Below are 16,538 nucleotides of genomic sequence, written 5' to 3' on the forward strand. Positions count from 1 at the left end.
CGTTTCTAATTAAGATATTAAAAATTAAACTTCGCAGAAAATACCCACGAACGTGTACTTGGATTCGTGAAGTATTCAATACCAAATCCATTGTCAACACCGGATTGATTTACTTCAGGGTCAATTCCTTTAACCTTCGTCCAGATAAATAGATTTCTTCCTGAAACAGATAAATCTACCGAGTCAAATTTGGTTGCTTTTTTAAACTTCGCACCGCCGAAGTTATACCCCATTGAAACCTCACGTAGACGCGTCCAGCTACCATCTGTGATCGAGAATTCGTTAATGGCTGAACCACCTAGACCACCACCAAGTGAATTGTACCAGCCTTCATCTAATAAAACATCTCCCCCACCATAATTAAAAATGTTACCACGAATAGTTGTTCCGGCTGGGAAAACTCTTCCTGCAGAGTTCTTTAGATCTTTTGTCAACGTAACTTCATTGCCCGTGTCAGCATAGGTTCCGAATGCGTTTAGGACAAAGCGTGAACGTTCTGCAAAATCACCACCTTGGAATGTCTCAAACAATACATTGAAATTCAATTTCTTGTAGAATCCTTTCAGTCCTAAACCACCTCTCCAATCTGGATTTGGATTACCAATAATGCCTTGCTGAGGAGCTAGTCTTGGGAAACCATTAGCATCTAATGCCAAACTACCGTCATCATTTCTAAGTGCTTTACTTGAGAATAAAATACCTAATGGCTGTCCAACGATTGCATTAGAAGTGATGGATTGGTCTGTTAGGGCAACTCGTTGAACACCAGCTAAGTCTAAAACTTTATTTCTGTTATTGTTCCAGTTTCCATACAATTCTAAACCATAATTAGCTTGAGCGATAATCTTGTATCCTAAATCAACCTCCAAACCTCTGTTTTCCATTCTACCGGCATTGGAATATCTAGATAAAAATCCAGATGAAGGGGATAAGTTAACCGCAAGCAAGATGTCTTTAATTTCATTTTTATAGTACGTTAAACCTAAGCTTAAACGGTCTTTAAAGAAGCGCAAATCTGTACCTAACTCCATTTCCGTTTTGATTTCTGGTCTTAGTACATTATTACCTTGATCATCATTTAGACGGAAACCACCTCCAAATTCATTGATATCAAGTGCGTCATCATAGGTACCATAGGTGAAATTTTCATAGGTCGTGCCAAACTTATAGGCCGTAGGCTGTACCCCCACTTGTCCATAAGACATTCTCACTTTACCAAAAGAAAGCACTTTGTTTGTCATATTAGGCAATTGTGAAAACTGCCAAGCTAAATCCATGGAAGGGTAAAAATACCCCCCTTTGATTGTTGATGCAGCTTCTTGCGTTCCAGAAACGCTAAAGAATACTTGCTTGTAAAGATCAAACGCCAAAATAGAGTACAATCTATTTGATCGAATGTGGTTTGTACTATTTTCAACCTCAAAAGGAGCAACACTATTAGTGAATGATTGTATCCGACTATTCACCAAAAAGTTTTGCGACCTTACATACAAGTAATTTCTAGTTCGATCATTAATATTATAGCCGACCGTAGCATTCAATCCAATTTTTCCCGGAACCAAATCAGGAAAGTCTGCACGGGCGATGGCGTCTAAATTGATTTCAGAAACAATAAAGTTCTCATTGTCTAATCTTCCATTGTTAAAACTAGTAGAACCAACTGGAGCGAAGTAAACACGCTTGTCTACATAGGTATCGATACCACCACGTAAGTCGATGTTAAGCCAACTGACCGGGTTGATGTTCAAGTTGGTATTCGCATTAAAACGATTTACGACCGAAGTGGCCTCTTGCTCGTTAATGGTCCATAATGGATTGTTGAAAAATGGATTGATATTGTTACCTAAATACCTTCTATAACTCCGATGTCTTCCTTCCGTCGGAACACCTGTACTTGAAAAATAAGTACCTATGTAAGCCGTTTGATCAAAATCTGCTGGTTGACGAAGAAGGCCTAAATATAGACCCGCCGAATTTGAGTTTTGTTGAATTCGATTACTGTTAGTCCGAATGTAGTTTGCTTTAGTCGTTAAGTTAACGTTATTGTTAAAGAAGGTCTGATTATTAAATCGCATGGTAAATCGATCGTAATCACTGTTTTTGATGATACCCTCTTGTCCCAAATAACCTAAACTAAAAAAGTTTGTTGTTTTTCCACTACCACCCGTAATACTCAGGTTATGCTCTAAGAATGAGCCCTTTTGAAAAACTTGGTCAAAGTTTTTATCCGCAAAGATATCTTTTGAGTTTTTAGTGATGATTGGATAATACTTTTGACCATCATTACCTAAGAAATATTCACCGGTCGTATTAAATACATCTGGGCCACCTGATCTTGAGGATATTTTATCTCCCCATGAATTCGTGGCTGTTGGATTAAACCTTCCACCCGTACCTTGACCAAACGTGGTCTGAAGGGGATGTTTTCTGTTTATTTCATCCATTGAATAGGTAGCCGAATAACTAACCTTCATTTTTTGATTTAATTTACCTTGCTTGGTCGTAATCACCAAAACACCATTGGCTGCTCTTGAACCCCACAAAGCAGCTGCCGAAGCACCCTTCAAAATCTGAGTAGATTCGATATCTTCTGGGTTCAAATCATTCAAACGGGATTGTTGGGAAACTCCCCCAGATCTTGTACTTCCTGAACCATATAAGTTGTCATTGGATAACGGAACACCATCTACAATCACTAAAGGCTGTGAAGAACCACCAATGGTATTTGCTCCACGAATCTGGATATTTGTTCCTGCTCCCGGGTCTCCATTGGCACGTGCAATTTTAACACCCGATGCCTTACCTGCAAGACTATTTAAAATATTGGCTTCACCACTTGACCGAATTGCTTCTGCAGAAACACTGGAGGAAGTAGAACCCGTCCGATCTCTCTTGGTCTTAAATCCTAGCGCGTTGACTACAACTTCTTGTAGATTAACGGCGTCTTCTTGTAAGATTACATTGATAAATGCCTGGGTTCCGATGGCTATAACTTTAGGAGTATACCCAACAGAACTAACGTTTAGGTCTTTGGCATTTTCTGGAACCGTAAGGGAAAAATTCCCATTTGAATCAGTAGAAGTACCTACATTAGTTCCACGAACTAAGATGGAAACTCCTGGAAGTCCCTCTTGGCTTTTGTCATCTTTTACTTGGCCTTTAATTGTTTTTTGGGCGAATCCCGCGAATGTACTAAACAATAAAAGAAGTAAAATTGGTAGTTTTAAATTCATGCGTGTTTTAGGGTTTGATTTAAGTAAATTAAAAACTTTTATAAAAGTCAAACATAAAACTTATATTGCTTTATTAAAACTATTTATTGCTTTATTATCATTTTCAATTGTATAATTATTTATTAGAATGAGATGAATTTAGACTTATTTTGGTTGAAAAATCCATTAAATAAGTGTTTTTGAAACTATAAAAAATTGCCAGCTGAAACTTTACTTCATCCTAGACGCTAACTCAAAATGAATAAACTATTTACTGCTCTCCTATTTTTCTTAACTTTTTCAGGATTTTCACAGAATACCAAACCCAAATTTGAGGGACAATCAGCCTCTAGTACTGGAAAAGTAGACACACGTAACCATGCGATTATTCCACAGTGGCGTGGCCAACAAACCTTAGGGAACATTTCATTTGATAATGATTTTGCCGGAGCGAGACTCAACGGAATCACGCAAGATAATGATACGCTGTATACGGCAATCATTGCCGCCGAAAATTACCCTATCAATCCGAGTCCCTGGTACGCGTTTAAAGTAACAAGTAAGAACCCTAAGACTATTTGGATTCACCTAACCTATTTAAATGCCAAACATCGCTATTTCCCAAAGATCAGTCGGGATGGTAAAACGTGGCAAGTAGTTGATTCAACCGATTGTATCTTAGTCAAAGATCCACAAGCAAAAAATCAAAATTTCCAAGACAATGCGCTGTCGGAGTCTGCCTATGTGCGCGTTCGTGCAGATAGCAAAACCACTTGGGTAGCTGCGCAAGAACTGATGACTTCGTCGATTGTAAATGATTGGTCGAAAGGTATACTGAAAAACAAATTTGTATCCAGTGAAATCATTGGCCAATCACCTCAAAATAGACCATTTCAATGCTTACGTATTGGTGAAGATCAGTCGGACTCAAAGATTATGATTGTGATCGGGCGTTTGCATCCGCCTGAGGTTACGGGTCAATTTGCTTTGCAGGCATTTGTAGAGTCACTTTGTGTGGATTCTGAAACTGCGAAAAAATTCAGAAAAGAATATACCGTCTATGTGGTCCCTATGATGAACCCAGATGGAGTAGATAATGGACATTGGCGACATAACACCGGGGGAATTGACCTCAATCGGGATTGGGAGGACTTTAATCAACCCGAGACTCAAATTGTGCGTGATTTTCTACGCAAAAAACTCACTGGAACGCAGCGTAAACTCTATTTTGGGATTGATTTTCATTCCACTTGGGATGATATATTTTATACGAATATAACGGAAAAGCCCACCCACATGGACGGACTAATTAGCCGTTGGTTCGAGTCGCTAGAAAAAGCAATTCCAGATTATAAAGTAAATGCCAGAGGAAGTAAACCTACCTCTGGGGTAATTTCTAAAGCATTTTTTAATCGGGAGTTTAACGCTGAAGCATTGGTATATGAAGTTGGCGATAACACTTCACGGGAATTTACATCCTTAAAATCGAAGACGGCAGCCGAAAGTTTGATGCGACTTTCTTTGGAGTATTTGAAGTAAAAAATGATTATTTAAACTATTTCAGCCTGAAAAACCCCTTACTGCTTACTGACTTTCACGGATTGGGTATGCGTTTCACTTGAATCTAAAATCTGAAGTAAATAGGTTCCTACAGGTAACGCCTGAACATCAAGTATACAATCTTCTACCAAGTTTTCCCTTTGTAGATAAGGAATGCCATTCAGATTAAAAAGTTTAATTTTTGCATTGGGCAAAAAATTAGATGGGATCTTAACCTGTAGTTTATCATGCACAGGATTTGGATAAACTAGGGGCAAAAATGCTTCTTCCACTTGATTTCCAGTAATTAGTATAGACACGGAGGTAGACAATTTACTTTTACACCCTTGTGAATTAAATGCCATTACAGTGTAAATTCCTGAAGATGTAGCTTTAATTAAGGCTGTCTTTTGGTCAGCTATTGCCTTCCCATTCAAAAACCATGTATAACTAGTGCCATTATTCGCTGAAAGCTCTATAAAATTCTTGATCTCAATAATAGGCGTACTCGGATTAGGAATAGTGGGACAATCATCCACATGATCCATCAGTCCATCTTTATCCGTATCTTTTTGACTATCCGCACACCCATTTGTGTCCACTTTACTACCTACAGGAGTGTTCAAACATAAATCTAAATGATCTAAAACACCATCCACGTCTCGATCAAAATGTGGCGAAGACACAACAAAAATCGAAGTGGAATACACGCTATCCTTGTCTGACTTAATTTTTAGTCGGACAAATTTCTTATCAAAATCATCTGTGATGACCTCCTTTTTATTTTGACCAAATTTCCGGTAGGTAATACGATCATTACTCTGCTCCCACGTATAGACGAGGTTCTTATTTAGATATTCTGCAGAATTAGAAGCCGCATATTCCACTTGTAAATTTTGAGGTAATCGTTGCAAAGGACTCACCTTAATAAATGGTGTTGCCATTCGAGTAGGCACTGTAGTTAAGGTAATGGGTTTACTTTGGCTAGTTCTATTTCCTTGTTGGTCATATACCGAAACTTGATAGTTATTCGTCGCATTTTCCGACAAATATGGTGTTAAAAAAGAGCCAACCACCGTTCGCCCATTCAACACGCGCTCCTCAACAAAATCACCGTTTAATTGCAAGTGAATTGAACTTAACGGATTGGCATTTGAAATTTTATAATCGATTTTCATCATGCCACCTTGTAATTGAAGACTCGAAATTTCAACCGGAGAAATTGACTGATTTAGCGCTTGATTAAAAAAATGACTTCTGTTTATAATCAGCGCATCTGCATATGAAAGACGTGTATAGTTTTGCTCATAGGTATTTGGATAAAAATTACCCCGAATTCCTCTCAAGCCATTCCCCATCATATTTCCATAAAAATTTTCATCATTTCTAAAATCATGAGGCAATCCAAAGGCATGCCCTAATTCATGTGCCAATGCTCCCAAATAAGATGATGTAACCGAACTAAACGTAGTTCCTTCAAACCATGCAAAGGATTTATCTTTGACCAATGGCAATGGGCCCAAATCCGCATTCAATTGACCTGCATATGCCTGATTAGAAGTAAAATTAGATTCACTAAATAAGGCTAAAGCATTTGATCCAATCATCGCAACGCCACCCCCATCTCCCGATCCAAAACCACCACCCAAAGCAGTCCCACCACTGATAGACCCATCTTGACCCATCACATGACACTCCGTAATAACCACCCACGTTTCTCCTCGCTTCCAGATACCGATACCAAGTTTAGAGGCTTCAGTCAATGACCTACCCCACATATCTGACCAGAAATAGGTATCATCAAAAGTTTGTGATTTCACAGTGTGTACTATAGGAGCTCCCTTCGCATCAAGTTCCAAGGTAAAAGTCTTTTTTCCAAAGCCATTTAATTCCATTTGATCCTGATAGAACTTTTGAATTTGCTTCATCGCATACTGCATATTAGCGACTGCATAAGGTTTGGCCACTCGATTTTTTGGGATCAAATAAGCCAATCTGACAACGGGCTTTGTATTCGCATGTTGATTTGTGGATTGACTAGCCACTTCTGAAAGTTGACTTGAACCAACCTCCATTTGACAATTCTCACCCAAAAGCTTAGACTGAGCAAAAGATATTTGTGAAAAAAGTAACCCCAAAAAAATATACAAAATCCTGCAAGCCATGCGTATCTAAATTAAAAGCACGCATCCAAAGGAAGGGCTATGAGTTGCCCCGAAATTAAGAATAAATCAATTTGATTAAAAACTTATCTAATGCAAATTAAGCCACATGGATAGCATGGCAAATGACAAACTTACTCCTTCCATTCAATGGGAATCACCACCTCATTCTTCCTTCCCCAAAACTGAAAAGGAGCATTATAGCCTAAAAACGAATATTCTCCAGCGACCTTAATGCCTTTTTTTTGAATCAATGCCAGTAACTCATCCCGCTTTTCGGTAATTTTTTCATCATCCGCATAGCCACCAAAACGAATGACTGCCACATATTGTGGGCTAGACTTGACAATATGTACGCCCGAATCTTTTGGCTTAGGCAAATCTGACGATGTGTATTTTTCAGGCATCACAAAACTCATCGTCGACCCCTGATTTCCAATCTCCATACGCACCGGCGAAGTCATAGCAATACTCTTACCCTGATCATTTCCACCAAATATGTAACCGGCTAATTTGCGGAAACCACTGCTGGCCACCGACTTGTAATTGGTACCCTGACTGTAAATTTTAGCAAACGTAGCTGCAGGATAAAAACGAATTTCAAATTTAGCCTCCTTGCGCACGAGCCTATATTTCTGATTTTCGGTTTTTAAATTACTGCTCACCAACTGATATGATTGGATCATTAGGAATATAAAACCAATGCTCGCGATGATGTAAAAAGCTTTCATGTCAAGGAATGTTTAGTTCGTACTGACCTTAAACTGAATAACTTACAAAATAGTTTCCCGATCTCTCGAAACAATAATTTTATTTTTACCTGCAATTGCCTTACTTTAAAACAATAAACCTCCCCTATGAAACGATTTCTACTCATTGCGCTGTCTTGCATGGCTTTTTCAGCCCAAGCCAAACCAAAAAAGGAAAAATGGATTCAATTATTTAACGGAAAAAACCTAACTAATTGGACCGTAAAAATCCACCACCATGAGGTGGGCGATAATTTTGGAAACACATTTCGCGCAGAAGACGGCATGATCAAAGTTCGCTACGATCAATATGACCAATTCAACGAGCGATACGGCCACCTGTACTTCAACAAACCTTTTTCTCACTATAAACTTCGATTGCAATATCGCTTCACAGGCGTTTGGCGAAAAGATGCACCTGACTATACAGAGAAAAATTCCGGGGTCATGTTCCACTCCCAAGATCCCAATACCATGCCCAAAGAACAAGATTGGCCTATTTCCGTCGAAATGCAATTCTTAGGAATTTTAGCAGATGGCAAACCAAGACCCACGGGCAACATGTGCTCACCTGGTACCGACGTAGTTTTTCAAGGGAAAATCGACCCGAGACATTGCATCAACTCCACTTCCAAAACATTTGAAAACGAACAATGGATCACCGCTGAGTTAATCGTTCGCGGAGACTCGCTGGTTACCCACATGATAAACGGTGAAACGGTTTTGGAATACACGCAGCCACAAATAGGCGGCGGTGTCGCTAATCGCTACATTCCTGCCCTGAAAATCGACGGAAAATTATTGAAAAGTGGTTTCATTGCCCTGCAAAGCGAAGGTCAAGAAATTGATTTCCGTCACATTGAGCTCCTAGATTTATCGAAAGAATAGACTGATGGTTAAACATATCCTAGGACTACTATTTCTTTTTTTCATTACCGATGCACATGCGCAGTTTCATAAATACACCTACGAAACCCAGCGCATGGGCTCCCCTTTCCAAATAACTATTTCGTGTGCAGACTCAACCGGAATTTCCAAAGCAGTTAAACGCGCATTTCAATTGGCCTCCCAACTGGAAGGAATACTCAGCGATTATCAGCCAAACTCCGAACTTAGCCAAGTAAATCGCTTGGCAGGAACCGGTAAATTCTTTCCCATCCATGAAGCTTTTCGAGCCATTTTAAACGAATCGCTCATCGCCAAAAATCTTAGCCATGGCGCATTAAATGTATTTGCAGGGAAACAGGTGAGTTTGTGGCGACAAGCACGCAGGAATCAAGAAATGCCGGGTGAGGTGGCATTAGTCCAACTAGCCAAAAAGATACAAGGGACGTGTTTGGAATTTTCAAGCGACTCTACTGCGGTTAGGTTGCTGGATTCCGCGTGCCAACTAGACCTTGGATCCTTAGGAAAGGGATTCGTGGCACAACGTGTGTTAGAACAATTAAAACAATCCGGCTTTCCCTACGCCCTCGTGGATGCAGGCGGAAAAATCGTCATGACCAGTCAAGGCCCCTCCGGTTTGGCGTGGGAAGTGGGCATCGAACTGCCCGCATCTAACGCCCTATTACCGAAAACCATTGCCCTTAAAAATGAGTCCATTGCCACCAGCGGCAAAACGTATCAAACTTTACGCTTAGCAGGAAAACAATTTTCACATGTAATCGATCCCAGAACCGGAATGGCCTTAACGCATGCTCGATCCGCGACAGCCATCGCGGTGGACGGGACGCTGGCCGACTGGCTTGCCACCGCCGCCACGGTAATGACCTTGCAAGAAATTGAAAAATTAGTAGTAAAATTGGCAAATGTTCGCCTCCTCATTTTTGAAAATGAATCTGGCGAACCCAAAATCCTATTCAACTATAATCTATTACCCCATGAGGCAGCTGGTCTTCATTAGTTTACTGTTTTCCCATGGGATTATTGCGCAGGGATTGAAATCGTACCAACAAGCCATTCCTCAGACCCATGTTTCTTTTGACATGGTCGCCATTCCCTCAGGAAGCCTACCCGTAACGTCATCAAAAAAAGTACAAATACCGGATTTTTGGATGGCTAAAACGGAGTTAACCTACGATGTATACCAATTATTTTTCGAGGAATCCCGAGACCCAGAACCCAAGCCACCCAAAGACGGCCCTGATGCCATCACTAGACCTAGTCCTCCTTACATAGATTTCACCTTGGGGATGGGAAAAGTAGGCGGATATCCAGCCAATTCCATGCAACAATACGCGGCAATCATGTTTTGCAAATGGTTATACGCTAAAACAGGCATTTTCTATCGCCTACCTACCGAGCAGGAATGGGAATACGCCTGCCGGGCAGGAGCCCAAATACCCAGCGAAAAACTTGGAGACTACGCCTGGTTTCAGGAAAATTCAGGAGACAAATACCATCAAGTGGGCCTAAAGAAACCAAACGCCTGGGGTCTTCACGACATGCTCGGGAATGTATCTGAATGGGTACTGGACCAGTATGATGACGCAAATTACCCCGGCAAAGAGAGCCCCGTTTTTATTGACAAATATGGGGATGCCGTTGTCCGAGGAGGAAATTACCAAGATCCAGCTAATCGGGTTAGTGCAACCCATCGCATTCCGGCTGATCCCATTTGGAACCGACGGGACCCTCAAATTCCGAAAAGTATATGGTGGAATGCAGATGCTCCCTTTGTGGGGTTTCGGATTATGCGTCCCGCAAAACAACCCTCTGCAAAAGAAATTAACTCATTTTTTGAAAAATACTTATAAACTAAACCTCAAATAAAACGAATGAAAAATACAAGACGAGATTTTGTGAAGCAAACCGGCCTAACAGCGAGTGGATTGATTTTAGCTCCTTGGGCATCGAATGCTTTTTCAGGCCAAAGTTTAGTGAATGACACCCTTAAGGTTGCCTTGATTGGCTGTGGAGGACGTGGTACAGGTGCCATTACACAAGCATTGAGCACGAAAGAAAATATTCAATTAGTCGCGATGGCGGATGTTTTTCGTGATCGCCTAGATGATTGCTATGGTAATTTGATGAAATCACGTGAAAAGGACGCCTCTGCCAAAGCCATACCTATCCGACAAAAAGTAGATGTACCCGAGGATAGAAAATTTGTGGGATTCGATGGCTATAAACGCGCCATGGAATTAGCCGATGTCGTGATTTTAACAACGCCTCCGGGTTTCCGTCCCTTGCATTTCGAAGAGGCGGTTGCGCAAGGCAAACAAATTTTCATGGAGAAACCCGTGGCAACTGATCCCGCAGGTATCCAGCGCGTATTAACCGCTGCCAAAATTGCCAAGCAAAAGAAATTAAATGTCGTTGTAGGCTTGCAGCGTCACTATCAAAATTCCTACCGCGAAATCATGAAGCGCATCCAAGATGGCCAAATTGGCGATGTGGTTTCTGCTTCTTGCTGGTGGAACAACGATGGCGTTTGGGTGAAACCGCGTAAAGAAGGACAAACTGAGATGGAATATCAATTGCGCAATTGGTATTACTTTAACTGGATTTGTGGGGATCACATCACAGAACAACACGTTCATAATATCGACGTGATTAATTGGGTGAAAAATGGCTATCCTGTTCGTGCACGCGGTACCGGTGGACGCGAGGTTCGGAAAGGAAAAGATTTCGGTGAAATTTTCGATCACCACATCGTAGAGTTTGAGTACGCAGACGGAACGATTTTAAATAGTCAGTGTCGGCATATTCCTGGTACCTGGGCTAAAGTGGATGAACACGTGGTTGGGACAAAAGGCAAAGTACATTTTGATGCGGCTAAGATCCTTGATCACAAAGGAAATGTTCAATATGCCTTTGATAAGAAAACGAAGGAAAACAATCCATACCAAACCGAACACGATGAACTTTGGGCGACCGTGGCCGCGGGAGATTATAAGTACGCGGATGCAGAAAATGGCGCTTATTCAACGATGACATCGATTTTAGGCCGTATGGCAACCTACTCCGGCCAAGTAATCGAATGGGATAAGGCCATTAATTCAGGCATCAACATTGCCCCATCGCGCTTTGCTTGGGATGCAGATATGCCTTCAAAACCGGATGCCAATGGCCTATACAGTGTCGCAGTTCCCGGAAAGACAAGCTATTTTAAGTAACATAAAACCCCACCTGATTCGAGGTGGGGTTTTTCATTAATTGATTTACTAAGAATTTTCAAGCCACCGATGGATCAAAGCGGCATGTTGATGGGCGTTGGGATCCAACATTAAATCGTGTGAACCTCCCTCGATCAATTCCAACGAAGTTCCATAGTATTCCGCGGTTTGCTTGAACTCATTTACCGAAATCAATGCATCTGCAGAACCACCCATCACGAGCGTCGGCAACTTTTTCTGGACGCGACCAATCGGCATCATTAATTGTAAATAAGCCCAAAAAGATTCGGCACACATCAAGTTTGCGTACTGTTCTGTCTTTTCATTCGAACCAAACATTAAACGCGGATACTTTCTGAATACCCCCAACAAATTTGCTTGAAACAAGAATTTAAATGCACCTGGGTTTTGAAACAACACGCGAAGGCTGGGCATAAGCACCCCGACTGGTGGAACAGAGGACATCAAAATAGCTTGTTTACATCTACCTCCTTTGGCCAAAAACCGTTGCAAGATCATCCCTCCCATGGAATGCCCCATGATGATGGGGTCTAGGGAAAGCTTGCCAACGACTTCTGAAAGTGCATGAACATAATCACTCATTGCATAATGAATCGCTTTTGTGCTCCCAGCTACCTCATGACCGGGAAGGTTTATCGCCACGCACGCATACCCTTGCTGCTCAAAATAAGGAACAAAATATTCCTCCCAGCACCAAGCACCATGACTCATCCCATGGACAAAAACGATGGTTTCTTTCATTAAGCGAGTGATTTACGCACGTAGTTTTGCGGCAAGTGTTTTTTCAACTGCTTTGTAAACAAATGAAAGTCCACCGTTATCGTGTGACGCGGTGTTTTGATTTGATTTAAATGTGGATGCGTCACTTCCCTTTGGCATAATTCAGCCATATTTTCAGGTCGCTTCCACGTTCCTGCAATGGCTCTAGCGGCAATCTTACTCTGCAATTCAGCAGCCGGCCAAATACAACCCAAAGGCTGGAACATGCCTACAAAAAACAAGTTCTCGTATTTCTCATGGAGCATTTTTAAATACAAGGGAACATCCCCTTCACTGTAATTCAAAAAGTCTTGTCGGAAAAATGGATGCGCCAAAATATACCCTGTACAAGCGATAATCGTATCAAATGCCTCCACAGATCCATCTTTAAAGTGTACTTGTTCTCCATCAAATCGCTCGATATCGCCCTTCGGAAAAACCTTACCATGACGTACTTTGTACAACAATTCTTCATTGATCGTGGGATGCGTTCCGGTAATCGCATGTTCCGGTTCAGGCAATCCGTAGTTCTTATTGGACCCCGAAAAAATCTTGACCGTTAATTCCGAAAAGAAAAACTTCAACTTGGTAGGTAAGAATGCCATGCGGGATGCGACTACGTCACTCGGCTTGCCAAAGAGGAATTTAGGAACGATGCGGTAGCCGCGGCGCCAACTGATCGTTGTTTTCGCACTCACCCGACTCGTCTCTACGGCCACATCGCACGCCGAGTTTCCTCCGCCAATAACCAAAATGCGCTGATCCTTAAATGGTGTTGCGTTTTTAAATTCATGGGAGTGCATCAGTTTCCCTGTAAAATTTCCTGGATAGTGCGGCATACGAGGTTTCCAATGATGGCCATTGCAAACCACTAAATGGGTGAATTCCTCCGTTTTTGATACGCCTTCGTGACTCGTTTGAACGATCCATTGATTCGACTCATCTAACACACATGATTCCACAAGCGTATTAAACTGAATGTGGGGGTACAAATTAAATTTTGCAGCGTAAGCCTGAAAATAACGGCGCAGTTGGTCATGCGAAGGATAATCCGGCAAACCCGCCTCGAAATCATCAAAGGTGAAATCCTCATATTGCGAAAGCGTTTTCGAGCTAATGATATGCGTCGTTTCAAAGACACTTGAATGACTCAGCTTTTCATTATAAATCCAGTTACCGCCCACATTCGTGTTGAAGTCGTAACAAACCACATCAAGCCCTTCGTCGCGTAAATTTTTCAACGCCGTGATGCCGGAAGGTCCGGCACCTATCACACATACTTTTTTCATCGTTTTATAGGTTTAATCCAAACAGTCCATCCCGATCGGGGCGCCGTCGGGAATGTTCGGTGTTTGCATCGGTTTCCAATCGCTTGGGTTTGCTTTAAATTGATCAATCGTTTGAACCATGTATTTGGCCATCGTACTAGGATTCTTACCATAAAAGGCACGAATTTTTTGTACCGTTTCCTGCACCTCCGCTGCGGCAAGAGGCGAAATCGATGGTGCGTTTAATACATTTAATAAAGCTGAAAGCACCTTGAAATTAATCGTTTCCTGGGTCGCTTGCAGGTAGGAATCCGCATGCGATTTGAAAATCGTTGCTTGCGTTAGCGACTGTAAGGTTTCTGCGACGCCTAATTGTTTCGCGTCCACGGCCTTGTTACCGGCCAATCGCGATAGTCGATCAGGGTGTAATAGAAAATCTAATGTGAAGTCGGCCGCCGCCTCTACCCCACCGAACGGATCAAACGTGATACCAGTTTTCCCCTTAAACGATTCCCGCGTCCGGTCATAATTGAACGCGCGGGGCGGAAACAAAGCAAGTTTATCTTTGGGGATGGCCAAGGTTTGAGCGTCCAATGTTGTGTTCAGCGTACGAAGTGCGTCGATCTGCAAGGCAAGTGGAGCTGGTGACATTACGAGTTCCTTACCTCCACGAACGGCATAATTATATTCCGAACCACCTATGATCTTGGACACGGCTTCCGTCTGATAGCGATGCAAGAAATACAGGGGAACAAATACATCTTCCAAATGTGAATAGGTTTCATTGGGACGAATGTTATTCACGGAGAAATTGGCAATTGCTTTTTGGCGAACAGTCAAAATGTTTTTCAATTCATCTACAATGGTCGTGCCATTATCCCACAGGTGCGCATAGATGTGGGCTCCACCCGGGTTACGCGCATCCGAATCAGTAATGAACCGAAGTCCTTTTTCATAGGCTTGATCAAGAACCTGATTAAGTTCCGTTTGCGTCTTGTGCGCTCCATAAGCATAATCGACAGATACCTTATCCCAGTCCCCAATTTTGGTGTCGTAGGCATGGCTGAAGTCCATCTGTTTTCCCTTGAATTCAACTTGTGGATGCGGGTAATCCATGACACTGGTATTCGCACGCGCACTTGCCGCATAATTATGGGCAAATCCAAGCGTATGGCCTATTTCATGCGCCGCTAATTGTCGGATTCGTGCCAAAGCCATCGCAAGCATTGGCCCATTATGGGAACCGTCAACCGCAAAAGGTGCATTCATGAGTGCTTGGGCAATTAAGAAGTCTTGGCGAATGCGTAAACTACCTAGGCTTACGTGACCTTTCAAAATTTCACCCGTTCGCGGATCTGCGATGCTGGCGCCGTAGGACCAACCGCGGGTGGAACGATGCACCCACTGGATAACATGGTAACGGACATCCAACGGATCCGCATCTTCAGGCAATAATTTGACTTGAAATGCATCCTTGTAACCTATCGCTTCAAACGCTTGATTCCACCAGCGACCTCCTTCCATCAAGGCAGAGCGAATGGGTTCCGGGGTTCCGTTATCTAAATAATAAATGATTGGTTTTACCGCCTCAGAAACCGCTGCGCTTGGATCCTTCTTTTCTAAGCGATGTCGGGTAATCCATTTCTTTTCAATGACTTCCTGAACGGGAGAGGCATAATCCTGAAAAGTAATGGCATTTGCCCCTGATCGCGGGTCAAATAAACGTGGCTGATATTTGCTATCAGGCAATTCAATAAATGAATGATGTTCCACAACCGTCACATAGTCCGCATTGGGAGCGACCGAGCGAATCTCTGCACCAGTTCCATTACCTGCAAAAGTGAGGCGTGCTTCAAACTCTGAATTTTTTGGGAAAGATTTTGTTCGTTCTAAGGCCAATGAACTTTTGGATTTATCCAAACTATAAGTTCCTTGTTTGGCTTGTGAAAGGCGTTTCAAAACACCGTGCACATCCTGCAGAAGGAAATCCGTAAAATCGATGAAATAGGATCCATTGGATGCATGTTCGATTTTGAATCCAAACAGCACCGACTTCGCAAAGGCTTGTTGGACCGAAAGCTTCTCCAGCGCATTCGTCGTATTTGCCCGATAACGGGTATTGGGTTGAACGAGGAAAAGTTTATTCCCTTGTTTCTCGAAATAGACTACTTGTTCGTTGCCCAATTGGCCACGATCCAAACCCAAATCGTTATTCCCCACCCCCTGCGCAAGTGAGTAGGCATACAAAAACTCCTCGTTGAGTTTATTGACCTCGAGGTAAATCTTGTCATTTGAGTCGTCGTAATAGAAATTGAAATAGCCGGAATAGGCTTTCATCAACTTGAGTTTGTCGGCAATTTGCGCTTGGACTCCTAAACTACATAGGAGAAAAAGTAGGATAATTTTTTTCATAGTATGTGATAAACAGGTAGGTGTCGTAACGCCAAAATATGCGAGCGTCCGACTCATATTTACGGGTCACAAATTGGTAATATATTTGACAAAATCCAACCGATTAATTCACGGGTGAACGGATATGTGCGAACAAAAATGAATTTGCATTAATCACACGCATTACGTTGCAAAGTTTTTTCCATGATATTGCCGATTTTTTGGTCTTCATTTTAATCAATAAACGAAAGCTACCTGACGCTTAAATAATTCATACTTCATTGGGATGAACCTAGCCATTAGATTAGTTTTATACAGA

The 16,538-nt window shown here is 42.0% G+C and carries 11 protein-coding genes; 5 read left to right on the plus strand and 6 right to left on the minus strand.

The genetic code is table 11. The annotated features are described in order from the left end of the window. Window positions 1–17: 17 nt before the first annotated feature. The gene (locus tag U0R10_RS10825; protein WP_377983987.1) at window positions 18–3,233 is read right to left on the minus strand and encodes a SusC/RagA family TonB-linked outer membrane protein; all 3,216 of its coding nucleotides are present in this window, start codon (window positions 3,231–3,233) and stop codon (window positions 18–20) included. Window positions 3,234–3,470: 237 nt separating this feature from the next. On the opposite strand from U0R10_RS10825, the gene U0R10_RS10830 reads away from it, so the two are divergent. Beyond that, on the plus strand, window positions 3,471–4,751 hold the full coding sequence (locus U0R10_RS10830; RefSeq protein WP_377983988.1) for a M14 family metallopeptidase: 1,281 nt from the start codon (window positions 3,471–3,473) through the stop codon (window positions 4,749–4,751). A 38-nt stretch (window positions 4,752–4,789) separates the two neighbouring features. Here U0R10_RS10830 and U0R10_RS10835 read toward each other — a convergent pair whose 3' ends face one another. Continuing rightward, window positions 4,790–6,796 (minus strand): T9SS type A sorting domain-containing protein, encoded by a 2,007-nt coding sequence (locus tag U0R10_RS10835; protein WP_377983989.1) that lies wholly within the window; start codon window positions 6,794–6,796, stop codon window positions 4,790–4,792. A gap of 251 nt (window positions 6,797–7,047) precedes the next feature. After that, window positions 7,048–7,644, minus strand: a complete 597-nt coding sequence (locus U0R10_RS10840) for an SOUL family heme-binding protein (protein ID WP_377983990.1) — start codon at window positions 7,642–7,644, stop codon at window positions 7,048–7,050. Window positions 7,645–7,770: 126 nt separating this feature from the next. Between U0R10_RS10840 and U0R10_RS10845 the strand changes: the two genes are divergently transcribed. Genes U0R10_RS10845 through U0R10_RS10860 form a run of 4 tightly spaced genes read left to right on the plus strand, consistent with a single transcriptional unit; the run spans window position 7,771 to window position 11,780 of the window. After that, window positions 7,771–8,550 carry a 3-keto-disaccharide hydrolase gene (locus U0R10_RS10845; RefSeq protein WP_377983991.1) on the plus strand — a complete coding sequence of 260 codons (780 nt, stop codon included), beginning with the start codon at window positions 7,771–7,773 and terminating at the stop codon, window positions 8,548–8,550. Between the two features lie 4 nt (window positions 8,551–8,554). Next, complete coding sequence (locus tag U0R10_RS10850; protein WP_377983992.1) at window positions 8,555–9,565, plus strand: FAD:protein FMN transferase; 1,011 nt, start codon at window positions 8,555–8,557, stop codon at window positions 9,563–9,565. Continuing rightward, a complete protein-coding gene (locus U0R10_RS10855; RefSeq protein ID WP_377983993.1) occupies window positions 9,543–10,418 on the plus strand; it encodes a formylglycine-generating enzyme family protein in 876 nt (291 codons plus the stop codon). The genes U0R10_RS10850 and U0R10_RS10855 overlap by 23 nt, the downstream gene beginning before the upstream one ends. A gap of 21 nt (window positions 10,419–10,439) precedes the next feature. Then, window positions 10,440–11,780, plus strand: a complete 1,341-nt coding sequence (locus U0R10_RS10860; protein ID WP_377983994.1) for a Gfo/Idh/MocA family protein — start codon at window positions 10,440–10,442, stop codon at window positions 11,778–11,780. A 48-nt stretch (window positions 11,781–11,828) separates the two neighbouring features. Here the strand turns inward: U0R10_RS10860 and U0R10_RS10865 are convergent, their stop codons facing one another. Genes U0R10_RS10865 through U0R10_RS10875 form a run of 3 tightly spaced genes read right to left on the minus strand, consistent with a single transcriptional unit; the run spans window position 11,829 to window position 16,240 of the window. Continuing rightward, window positions 11,829–12,542, minus strand: coding sequence for an alpha/beta hydrolase (locus U0R10_RS10865; RefSeq protein ID WP_377983995.1), 714 nt, complete (start codon window positions 12,540–12,542; stop codon window positions 11,829–11,831). Then, entirely contained in the window at window positions 12,542–13,849 is a 1,308-nt protein-coding gene (locus U0R10_RS10870; protein ID WP_377983996.1) for a flavin-containing monooxygenase, read from the minus strand. The genes U0R10_RS10865 and U0R10_RS10870 overlap by 1 nt, the downstream gene beginning before the upstream one ends. A 12-nt stretch (window positions 13,850–13,861) precedes the next feature. Next, entirely contained in the window at window positions 13,862–16,240 is a 2,379-nt protein-coding gene (locus tag U0R10_RS10875; RefSeq protein ID WP_377983997.1) for a zinc-dependent metalloprotease, read from the minus strand. Window positions 16,241–16,538 lie beyond the last annotated feature (298 nt).

The sequence above is a fragment of the Aquirufa avitistagni genome, assembly GCF_042715545.1.
Taxonomy (GTDB): domain Bacteria; phylum Bacteroidota; class Bacteroidia; order Cytophagales; family Spirosomataceae; genus Aquirufa; species Aquirufa avitistagni.

Coding starts and splice junctions, on each gene's coding strand:
- U0R10_RS10825 (WP_377983987.1), bottom strand. CDS start 3,233: ATGAATTTAAAACTACCAATTTTACTTCTTTTATTGTTTAGTACATTC.
- U0R10_RS10830 (WP_377983988.1), top strand. CDS start 3,471: ATGAATAAACTATTTACTGCTCTCCTATTTTTCTTAACTTTTTCAGGA.
- U0R10_RS10840 (WP_377983990.1), bottom strand. CDS start 7,644: ATGAAAGCTTTTTACATCATCGCGAGCATTGGTTTTATATTCCTAATG.
- U0R10_RS10845 (WP_377983991.1), top strand. CDS start 7,771: ATGAAACGATTTCTACTCATTGCGCTGTCTTGCATGGCTTTTTCAGCC.
- U0R10_RS10850 (WP_377983992.1), top strand. CDS start 8,555: ATGGTTAAACATATCCTAGGACTACTATTTCTTTTTTTCATTACCGAT.
- U0R10_RS10855 (WP_377983993.1), top strand. CDS start 9,543: ATGAGGCAGCTGGTCTTCATTAGTTTACTGTTTTCCCATGGGATTATT.
- U0R10_RS10860 (WP_377983994.1), top strand. CDS start 10,440: ATGAAAAATACAAGACGAGATTTTGTGAAGCAAACCGGCCTAACAGCG.
- U0R10_RS10865 (WP_377983995.1), bottom strand. CDS start 12,542: ATGAAAGAAACCATCGTTTTTGTCCATGGGATGAGTCATGGTGCTTGG.
- U0R10_RS10870 (WP_377983996.1), bottom strand. CDS start 13,849: ATGAAAAAAGTATGTGTGATAGGTGCCGGACCTTCCGGCATCACGGCG.
- U0R10_RS10875 (WP_377983997.1), bottom strand. CDS start 16,240: ATGAAAAAAATTATCCTACTTTTTCTCCTATGTAGTTTAGGAGTCCAA.